Annotated in this window: 10 protein-coding genes; 6 read left to right on the top strand and 4 right to left on the bottom strand. The window is 67.5% G+C overall.

Annotation, left to right across the window (positions count from 1 at the left end):
- Positions 1-147: 147 nt before the first annotated feature.
- From QTI33_RS34910 to QTI33_RS34895, 4 genes are all read right to left on the bottom strand, one after another.
- Positions 148-600 (bottom strand): nuclear transport factor 2 family protein, encoded by a 453-nt coding sequence (locus QTI33_RS34910; protein WP_286511314.1) that lies wholly within the window; start codon positions 598-600, stop codon positions 148-150.
- A 41-nt stretch (positions 601-641) separates the two neighbouring features.
- Complete coding sequence (gene kdgD, locus QTI33_RS34905) at positions 642-1,553, bottom strand: 5-dehydro-4-deoxyglucarate dehydratase (RefSeq protein WP_286511311.1); 912 nt, start codon at positions 1,551-1,553, stop codon at positions 642-644.
- Between the two features lie 121 nt (positions 1,554-1,674).
- A complete protein-coding gene (locus QTI33_RS34900) occupies positions 1,675-2,652 on the bottom strand; it encodes a Bug family tripartite tricarboxylate transporter substrate binding protein (protein WP_286511309.1) in 978 nt (325 codons plus the stop codon).
- Between the two features lie 103 nt (positions 2,653-2,755).
- Positions 2,756-3,568 (bottom strand): FadR/GntR family transcriptional regulator, encoded by an 813-nt coding sequence (locus tag QTI33_RS34895; RefSeq protein ID WP_286511308.1) that lies wholly within the window; start codon positions 3,566-3,568, stop codon positions 2,756-2,758.
- A 67-nt stretch (positions 3,569-3,635) separates the two neighbouring features.
- Here QTI33_RS34895 and QTI33_RS34890 point away from each other — a divergent pair, with 67 nt between their 5' ends.
- The 6 genes from QTI33_RS34890 to QTI33_RS34865 all read left to right on the top strand — a co-directional run.
- A complete protein-coding gene (locus QTI33_RS34890; protein ID WP_286511307.1) occupies positions 3,636-4,472 on the top strand; it encodes an NAD-dependent epimerase/dehydratase family protein in 837 nt (278 codons plus the stop codon).
- Between the two features lie 5 nt (positions 4,473-4,477).
- Positions 4,478-5,368, top strand: a complete 891-nt coding sequence (locus tag QTI33_RS34885) for an SMP-30/gluconolactonase/LRE family protein (RefSeq protein ID WP_286511306.1) — start codon at positions 4,478-4,480, stop codon at positions 5,366-5,368.
- Positions 5,369-5,416: 48 nt separating this feature from the next.
- Positions 5,417-6,388 carry a TRAP transporter substrate-binding protein gene (locus tag QTI33_RS34880; RefSeq protein ID WP_286511304.1) on the top strand — a complete coding sequence of 324 codons (972 nt, stop codon included), beginning with the start codon at positions 5,417-5,419 and terminating at the stop codon, positions 6,386-6,388.
- A gap of 59 nt (positions 6,389-6,447) precedes the next feature.
- Entirely contained in the window at positions 6,448-6,936 is a 489-nt protein-coding gene (locus QTI33_RS34875; protein WP_286371336.1) for a TRAP transporter small permease, read from the top strand.
- 3 nt (positions 6,937-6,939) lie between these two features.
- A complete protein-coding gene (locus QTI33_RS34870) occupies positions 6,940-8,235 on the top strand; it encodes a TRAP transporter large permease (protein WP_286511302.1) in 1,296 nt (431 codons plus the stop codon).
- 10 nt (positions 8,236-8,245) lie between these two features.
- The coding region (locus tag QTI33_RS34865; protein WP_286511300.1) for a UxaA family hydrolase at positions 8,246-8,731 on the top strand (486 nt) is incomplete at its 3' end.

Below are 8,731 nucleotides of genomic sequence, written 5' to 3'. Positions count from 1 at the left end.
CCTGCGCGTACTGGCCCAGCACGTCGCCCAGGTTGCTCGGGTTGACGTTCGGGCTGTAGCTGGCCGCCGCGCGCCATTCGCCGTTGATGAGGTTGTCGAAGTTCTGCATGGCAGCGAGTCCTTGGGGAAACTGGATGAAAAATGAGCTTACTGCGGCGGGCGCACGGCCTGGCGGGCGATCAGCTTCCAGTCGCCGCCCGGGCCCTGCTGCTGCCAGACGCCGAGGATCTTGATGCTGACCTTGCCGGGCTTGCCCGAATCGTTGGTGTCGGCCGTGAGCGTATGGCGCACGATCGCGACGTTGTCGATGACCTTGATGGTCTGCTCGGTGATCGCGATGGTCACGAAGTCCGACTTGCCGTCCATCAGGTCGCTGACGAAACTGGTCTTGGTGTCGACCTTGCCCCCCGAGTGGCCGTAGCTCAGGTCGTCGGCCACCAGCGCGTTGAGCGCCGCGGGCGTCGGGTCGATCATCGCCACGCGCAGCTTCTCTGCCGCAGCGGCGACCGCCGGCGACTTGGCCGCGTCGTTGCCACGCATCGTGGTGCAGCCGGCGAAGGCCGCGGTGGCGGCAGCGATCAAGATCAGTTTCTTCAGCATTTGTTGTCTCCTGTTGTTGTGGTTGAAAGCGCTCTGGGAAATTACTGCGGGCCGAGCTTGTCGATCAGCGCCGCCAGGGCCTGATACTCGTCGGCCTTGAGCTCGGTCAGCGGCGTGCGCACCGGGCCGGCATCGTGGCCGACGATCTTCGCACCGGCCTTCACGATGCTCACGGCGTAGCCCTGGCCCTTGTTGCGGATGTCCAGGTAGGGCATGAAGAAATCCTTCAGCAGGCGGTGCTGCGTGGCAATGTCGTCCTTGGCGACGGCATGGTAGAAATCCATCGCGGTCTTCGGGATGAAGTTGAAGACCGCCGACGAATACACCGGCGTGCCGAGCGCCTTGTAGGCCGCGGCATAGACCTCCGCCGTCGGCAGGCCGCCGAGGTAGGCGAAGCGGTCGCCCATGCGCAGGTGGATCGCGCTCATCAGTTCGATGTCGCCGATGCCGTCCTTGAAGCCGACCAGGTTCGGGCAGCGCTCGGCCAGCTTCTCGAGCGTGGCGGGGTAGAGCTTGCTCTGGCCGCGGTTGTAGACGATGACGCCGAACTTCACGCTCTTGCAGACCGCCTCGACATGGGCCGCCAGGCCTTCCTGGCCGGCTTCGGTGAGGTAGTGCGGCAGCAGCAGCACGCCGTGGGCGCCGGCCTTCTCGGCCGCTTGCGCGCACTGGATCGCGAAGCGCGTGGGGCCGCCGGCGCCGGCGATGATCGGCACCACCCCGCGGCAGGTGTCGACCGCGGTCTGGATGATGCCGGGGTACTCGTCGGCGGTCAGCGAGAAGAATTCACCGGTGCCGCCGGCCGCGAACAGCGCGCTGGCGCCATAGGGCGCCAGCCATTCGAGGCGCTTCTCGTAGCTCTTCTTGTCGAAGTCGCCATTGCGGTCGAAGTCGGTGAGCGGGAAGGACAGCAGGCCGGAGCCCATGATGGTCTTGAGTTCTTGAGGCGTCATTTTTTGGAAGAACAGGGTGGTGGAAAGGGAGAGTTCAGGCCGCCGCCGGGCCGCTCCCAAGGCGGCCTGCGGCCCCCTCGGGGGGCAGCGACCACACGAAGTGAGCGAGCGTGGGGGTCATTCAGTCCAGCTTGATCTGGGCGGCGTTCACGACCTTGGCCCAGCGGGCGCGTTCCTTCTCGAAGAACTGGTCCTGCTCGACGGGCGTCATGGTCACGACTTCGGCGCCCTGGCCGGCCAGGCGCGAGCGGATGTCGGGCGAACGGATGATCGCGATCAGTTCCTTGTTGAGGCGCTGCACCAGCGCCTCGGGCGTGCCGCGCGGCGCCAGCACCCCTTGCCAGGTGCCGGATTCGAAGCCGGGCACGCCCTGCTCCGCGATCGTCGGCACATCGCCGATCAGCGGCATGCGCGTGCCCTTGGACACGCCCAGCACCTTGAGCTTGCCGCTCTGCACATGCGGCAGCGTCGCCAGCATGCCGTTCATCAGCACCTGGGTCTGGCCGGCCACCGTGTCCTGCACCGCCTGCACGCCGCCCTTGTAGGGCACGTAGACCCAGCGGGCGCCGCTGGCGCGCTCGAGCGCGACACCGGCCAGGTGCGGCGCACTGCCGGTGGCGGTGACGGCGAAATTGAGGTCGGACTTCTTCGACAGCGCGACCAGTTCCTTCAGGTTGTTGGCCGGCACCGACGGATGCACCACCAGCAGGTGCGGCGAATAGGCCAGCATGGTCACGCCGCGCAGGTCCTTGGCGGGGTCGAAGGACAGCTTGGTGTAGACCGACGGGCTGATCGCCAGCGCGCCGACGTCGCACAACAGCAGCGTGTAGCCGTCGGGCTGGGCCTTGGAGACCAGATCGGCGCCGAGATTGCCATTGGCGCCGGCGCGGTTCTCGACGATGACGGATTGCTTGAGCGCTTCCGACAGCGGAACGCTGATCGAGCGGGCGATGATGTCGGACGACCCGCCGGGCGGGTACGGCACGACGATGCGGATCGGCTTCGAAGGCCAGGCGTCGGCGGCCTGTGCGGCACCACCGGCGGCCAGCAATCCGCTGCCGAGTGCACCTAGGACGAGATGGCGTCGATTCAAGCGCATGGGTTTGTCTCCTGGGTCGTTGAGGAATCAGCGTCGCGTATCAGCGAGTCGTCAGTCATCGTACAACTAGATCCGGCAGATGTCCAGCAAAGACTTGCGCCGGTCAGGCCGCCGGCGCCTGCCCTGCGGCTGCGGCCTGCTCGGCGTCGAGCCGCGCCGCTTCCTGGGCCAGCCGAAGCCGTTCGCGGCTGTTGGTGAGATGGATGCGCATCGCCGCGCGCGCCGACTCGGCGTCGCGCCGCGCGATCGCGGCGTAGATCTCCTCGTGCTCGCGGTTCACGCGGCTCAGGTACTCGCCGCGCCGGTCGTGGTTGCGGATGGCGGTGATCCGGGTGCGCGGAATGATCGTGGTGCCGAGGTGGCTCATGATGTCCGCGAAGTAGGGATTGCCGGTCGCCTGCGCGATCTGCAGGTGGAAGCGGAAGTCGGGCGCCACGGTGTCGCCGGCGGTCGTCACGTTGTGTTCGAAGTCGTCGAGCGCCTGCCGCATGGCGGCCAGCTGCTCCTCGGTGCGACGGGTCGCGGCCAGGCCGGCGGACTCGGTTTCCAGGCTGATGCGCAGCTCGAGCACGGCGAGCACGTCGACCGAGGTCGCGATGTCCGAGGCCTCGAGCCGGAACATGCCGGCGGCACGCGGCTGCAGCACGAAGGTGCCGATGCCGTGGTGGGTCTCGACCAGCCCGCCGGCCTGCAGCTTGGAGAGCGCCTCGCGCACCACGGTGCGGCTCACGCCGTAGGTCTGCATGATGGCCGACTCGGTCGGCAATTTGTCGCCCGGACGCAACTGCTGGCTGCGGATCTTGTCGCCGAGGTCGTCGACCAAGCCATGGGCCAGGCCCCGCACCCTGCGGCGCGGAAGAACGCCGGCGGCGGCAGGCTCGGTGGTTGCGGTAGACCCCGTTGACAGGTTCGACATGGCGTGATGATAATCGTCTGCACGTTGTACGACAACCGATAACTTACCCCATCTGACAGAGACACGAATGAGCGCCGCTTCCGCCCCCCCTTCCTCCACCGCCCGCCAGGTCGGCCGCCTCCTCCTGACCGGCGCCGCCGGCGGCCTGGGCAAGGTCCTGCGCGAACGCCTGCGCCCGTACGCGGGGGTGCTGCGCCTCTCCGACATCGCATCGCTGTCGCCGGCCGAAGGCCCGCAGGAGGAAGTCGTCGCCTGCGACCTGTCCGACAAGCAGGCGGTCGATGCGCTGGTAGCAGGCTGCGACGCCATCGTTCATCTGGGCGGCGTGTCGGTCGAGCGGCCCTTCGAGGAAATCCTCGAGGCCAACATCAAGGGCGTGTTCCACATCTATGAAGCAGCCCGCCGGCACGGCGTCAAGCGCGTGGTGTTCGCCAGCTCCAACCACGTGATCGGCTTCTACAAGCAGACCGAGACCCTGGATGACCGAAGCACGCGCCGGCCCGACGGCTACTACGGCCTGTCGAAATCCTTCGGCGAGGACGTGGCCCAGTTCTACTTCGACCGCTGGGGCATCGAGACCGTGAGCATCCGCATCGGCTCCTCGTTCCCCGAGCCCCTCAACCGCCGCATGATGAGCACCTGGCTCAGCTACCGCGACCTGACCACGCTGATCGAGAAATCGCTGTTCACGCCGGGCGTCGGCCACACGGTGGTCTACGGCATGTCGGCCAACCGCGACGTCTGGTGGGACAACGCGGCCGCCGCCGTGCTCGGCTACGTGCCCCAGGACACGTCCGAGGTCTTTCGCGACAAGGTCGAGCAGCAGCCGGCGGTCGCTTCCACCGACCCCAACGCCATCTACCAGGGCGGCGCCTTCACCGCCCAGGGCCCGTTCGGAGACTGAGCGCCATGGGCAGCCAAGCCGAACTCGTGGTCGACGCGCGCTGCGGCACGGGCGAAAGCCCGGTGTGGTCGATGGCGGAATCCGCCTTGTACTGGGTCGATATTCCGGGCCGCGCCCTGCACCGCTGGTCGGCGGCCGGCCACACGCAATGGGCCAGCGACGAAATGCCGGCCTGCATCGCGCCGCGCGCCGACCTGCCGGGCAGCTGGATCGCCGGCATGGAAAGCGGCCTGTTCTCGCTCACGCCGCAGGACGGCGGCACGCTGGCCGCCACCCGGCTCGCCGACGTGGCGCACGCCCGGCCCGGCATGCGCTTCAATGACGGCCGCTGCGACCGCCAGGGCCGCTTCTGGGCCGGCACGATGCTGATGGACATGGCGGCGGGCGCGCGCGTCGGCCGGCTCTATCGCCACGACAAGGGCGGCGTCGCAGCGTCGCTGCAGCTCGACGACCTGGTCGTGCCGAACGGCCTCGCCTTCAGCCCCGACGGCCGCACGATGTACCTGTCGGACTCGCACCCCAGCGTGCAGACCATCTGGGCTTTCGACTACGACACCGCCACCGGCACGCCATCGAGGCGCCGCGTGTTCGTCGACATGAACCCCCTGCCCGGCCGTCCCGACGGCGCCGCGGTCGATGCCGACGGCTGCTACTGGATCTGCGGCAACGACGCCGGCCAGGTGCACCGCTTCACGCCCGAGGGGCGGCTCGACCGCTCGCTCGAGGTGCCGGTCAAGAAGCCGGCGATGTGCGCCTTCGGCGGGCCGAAGCTCGACACGCTGTTCGTCACCTCGATCCGCCCGGGCGGCGACCTGTCGGACCAGCCGCTGGCCGGCGGCGTGTTCGCGCTGCGGCCCGGCACGCAGGGCATCGCGGAGCCGGCCTTCGGCGCCTGACCCAATTCTTTCGAAATTTCACGACAACCACCAGCAAGAGGAAGACAAATGAAGTTCAACAAGCACGCACTCATCGTCGCCATCGCGGCCGGCATGACCGCGATGGCCGCGCAGGCCACCGAGTTCCGGTCGGCCGACATCCACCCCGACGACTATCCGACCGTGACCGCGGTCAAGTTCATGGGCGAACGGCTCAAGGAGCTCTCCGGCGGCAAGGACACCATCAAGGTGTTCAACAACAGCGCCCTGGGCAGCGAGAAGGACACCATCGAGCAGACCAAGATCGGCGCGCTGCAGATGGTGCGCGTGAACATCGCGCCGATGAACAACATCTGCCCCGAGACGCAGGTGCCGACGATGCCCTTCCTGTTCCGCTCGGTCGACCATCTGCACAAGGTGCTGGACGGCCCGATCGGCGAGGAAATCCTCAAGTCCTGCGAGAAGCAGGGCTTCATCGGCCTGGCCTACTACGACAGCGGCGCGCGCTCGATGTTCACGGCCAAGAAGCCGGTGCGCAGCTTCGCCGACATGAAGGGCCAGAAGGTCCGCGTGCAGCAGTCCGACCTGTGGGTCTCGATGCTGGAAGCCATGGGCGCCAACGCCACGCCGATGCCGATGGGCGAGGTCTACACCGGCCTCAAGACCGGCCTGATCGACGCCGCCGAGAACAACTACCCGACCTACGAAAGCTCGCGCGCCTTCGAGGTCGCCAAGTACTACACCAAGACCGAGCACTCGATGGCCCCCGAGATGCTGCTGTTCTCCAAGCGCGCGTGGGACAAGCTGACGCCGCAGGAGCAGGGCTGGCTGCGCCAGGCCGCCAAGGAGTCGGTGCCCTACATGCGCAAGCAATGGGAAGAGCGCGAAGTGAAGTCGCTCGCCACCGTGAAGGCCGGCGGCGCCGAGATCATCGACATCGACAAGGCCCCGTTCCAGGCCGCGATGAAGCCGGTGTACGACAAGTTCATCGTCGACGCCAAGCTCAAGGACCTGGTCAAGCGCGTGCAGGACACGAAGTAATCGTCTGAGCCCGGCCGCCCTCCCCCGCACGCGGGAGGGCGTCGCCAACCCACATCATCATGTACACGAAAATCTGCCGCACGCTGGCTCGCGCCTGCATGTGGCTGGGCATCTTCGGCCTCGTCGCGGTGATCTGCGCCGTGAGCTGGCAGGTGTTCGGCCGCTACGTCCTCAACAACACCCCCACCTGGGCCGAAAGCCTGGCGCTGCTGCTGGTGCTCTACGTCACCATGCTCGGCGTCGCCGTCGGTGTGCGCGATGCGGGCCACATCGGCCTCGAGTCCTTCCTGGTGCTGGCGCCCGACTGGCTGCGCCTCAAGATGGAATTCCTGATCCACTTCCTGATCCTGCTGTTCGGCGCCGCGATGGCCTGGAACTGCGCCTCGCTGGCCGAATCGGTCTGGGGCTACCGCCTTCCCACGCTGTGGATCTCCGAAGGCTGGAAGTACGTGCCGGCCGCCGTGTCCGGCGTCCTCATCGTGATGTTCTCGATCGAACACATCATCGCGCTCGCCCAAGGCCGCGAAGTCGAACCCGCCTGGGGCTGAGCCATGACCATTCCTCTCCTTATCCTCTGCATCTCCTTCACGGTCTTCCTGCTGCTGGGCGTGCCGGTGGCGTTCTCCATCGGCCTGTCGGCCCTGTCCACCCTGCTCTACGAAGGCCTGCCGCTGGAAGTCGGCTTCCAGCAGATGACCTCCGGCATGGGGATCTTCTCGTTCCTCGCGATCCCGTTCTTCATCTTCGCCGGCGAGCTGATGCTCTACGGCGGCATCGCCGACCGCATCGTCAACTTCGCGCGCGCCCTCGTGGGCCACGTGCGCGGCGGCCTGGGCATGTCGAACGTGGTGGCCTGCACGCTGTTCGGCGGCGTCTCGGGCTCGCCCGTGGCCGACGTCTCGGCCATGGGCGCCGTGATGATCCCGATGATGAAGAAGGAGGGCTATCACGCCGACTACGCGGTCAACGTGACGACCCACGCGGCCCTGGTCGGCGCGCTGATGCCGACCAGCCACAACCTGATCATCTATTCGCTCGCGGCCGGCGGCAAGGTGTCGATCGCGGCGCTGATCCTCGCGGCCTTGCTGCCGGCGGCGGTGCTCACGATCAGCAATCTCGCGGCGGCCTACCTGGTGGCGGTCAAGCGCGGCTATCCGGCCGGCAGCTTCCCGGGCTGGCACATCGTGGCCCGCTCGTTCGCGGCCGCGCTGCCGGGCCTGTTCATCGTCGTGCTGATCCTGGGCGGCATCCTGTCGGGCGTCTTCACCGCGACCGAATCGGCCGCGGTGGCCGTGCTGTATGCGCTGGCGCTGACGATCCTGGTCTACCGCACGCTGAAGTGGGAGCACTTCATCAAGGCGGCGGCGAAGGCGGTCCGCACGACGGGCGTGATCCTGCTGCTGATCGGCATCTCGAGCACCTTCGGCTACCTGATCAGCCTCTACGGCGTGGCCGAACTCACCGGCCAGATGCTGTCGCAGATCACGACCACGCCGTGGATGATCTTCCTCTTGATCAACATCATCCTGTTCGTGCTGGGCACCTTCCTGGACATGGCGGCCACCATCCTGCTGTGCACGCCGATCTTCCTGCCGATCGCGCAGCAGTACGGCATGACCTCGGTCCAATTCGGCGTCGTGATGCTGATCAACTGCGCCCTGGGCCTCAACACCCCGCCGGTGGGCACGACCCAGTTCGTCGGCTGCGCGATCGGGGGGGTCTCGGTCGGCACCGTGATGAAGACCATCTGGCCCTTCTATGGCGCGCTGATCTTCGCGCTCGGCGTCGTCACCTTCGTGCCGGCCTTCTCGACCTGGCTGCCCAGCCTGTTCATGGTGGTCAAGTAAGGGAGCGCCCATGTCCGAAGCCGCCAAGCCGCCGCTCACCATCCTCATGCACGCGCGCGACAACGTCGCGATCGTGGCCAACGACAGCGGCCTGGCGGCCGGCACCGTGCTCGCCTCGGGCCTCGCGCTGCGCGAGAAAGTGCCGCAGGCCCACAAGGTGGCGCTGATCGACATCCCCGAGGGCGGCGTGGTGCGCCGATACGACGTGCCGATCGGCTACGCCCTCAAGGACATCCCGGCCGGCAGCTGGGTGCACGAGCGGCTCTTGAAGATGCCCGCCGCGCGCGAGCTCGACGGCCTGCCCATCGCCACCGTCCAGCCGCCCGCGATGCCCCCGCTCGAGGGCTACACCTTCGAGGGCTTCCGCAACCCCGACGGCTCGGTGGGCACCCGCAACATCCTGGCCATCACCCAGACCGTGCAGTGCGTGGCCGGCGTGACCGACTTCGCGGTCCAGCGCATCAAGGCCGAGCTGCTGCCGAGGTTCCCCAACGTC

Source organism: Variovorax davisae, from assembly GCF_030316845.1.
Lineage (GTDB): Bacteria > Pseudomonadota > Gammaproteobacteria > Burkholderiales > Burkholderiaceae_C > Variovorax > Variovorax davisae.
The sequence above is the reverse complement of the archived record's forward strand: the minus strand, read 5'-3'. Positions and strand labels throughout refer to the sequence as shown.

Bases quoted from the DNA above. Each gene is read 5' to 3' on its own strand.
- QTI33_RS34910 (WP_286511314.1), bottom strand. From the start codon at position 600: ATGCTGAAGAAACTGATCTTGATCGCTGCCGCCACCGCGGCCTTCGCC.
- kdgD (WP_286511311.1), bottom strand. From the start codon at position 1,553: ATGACGCCTCAAGAACTCAAGACCATCATGGGCTCCGGCCTGCTGTCC.
- QTI33_RS34900 (WP_286511309.1), bottom strand. From the start codon at position 2,652: ATGCGCTTGAATCGACGCCATCTCGTCCTAGGTGCACTCGGCAGCGGA.
- QTI33_RS34895 (WP_286511308.1), bottom strand. From the start codon at position 3,568: ATGTCGAACCTGTCAACGGGGTCTACCGCAACCACCGAGCCTGCCGCC.
- QTI33_RS34890 (WP_286511307.1), top strand. From the start codon at position 3,636: ATGAGCGCCGCTTCCGCCCCCCCTTCCTCCACCGCCCGCCAGGTCGGC.
- QTI33_RS34885 (WP_286511306.1), top strand. From the start codon at position 4,478: ATGGGCAGCCAAGCCGAACTCGTGGTCGACGCGCGCTGCGGCACGGGC.
- QTI33_RS34880 (WP_286511304.1), top strand. From the start codon at position 5,417: ATGAAGTTCAACAAGCACGCACTCATCGTCGCCATCGCGGCCGGCATG.
- QTI33_RS34875 (WP_286371336.1), top strand. From the start codon at position 6,448: ATGTACACGAAAATCTGCCGCACGCTGGCTCGCGCCTGCATGTGGCTG.
- QTI33_RS34870 (WP_286511302.1), top strand. From the start codon at position 6,940: ATGACCATTCCTCTCCTTATCCTCTGCATCTCCTTCACGGTCTTCCTG.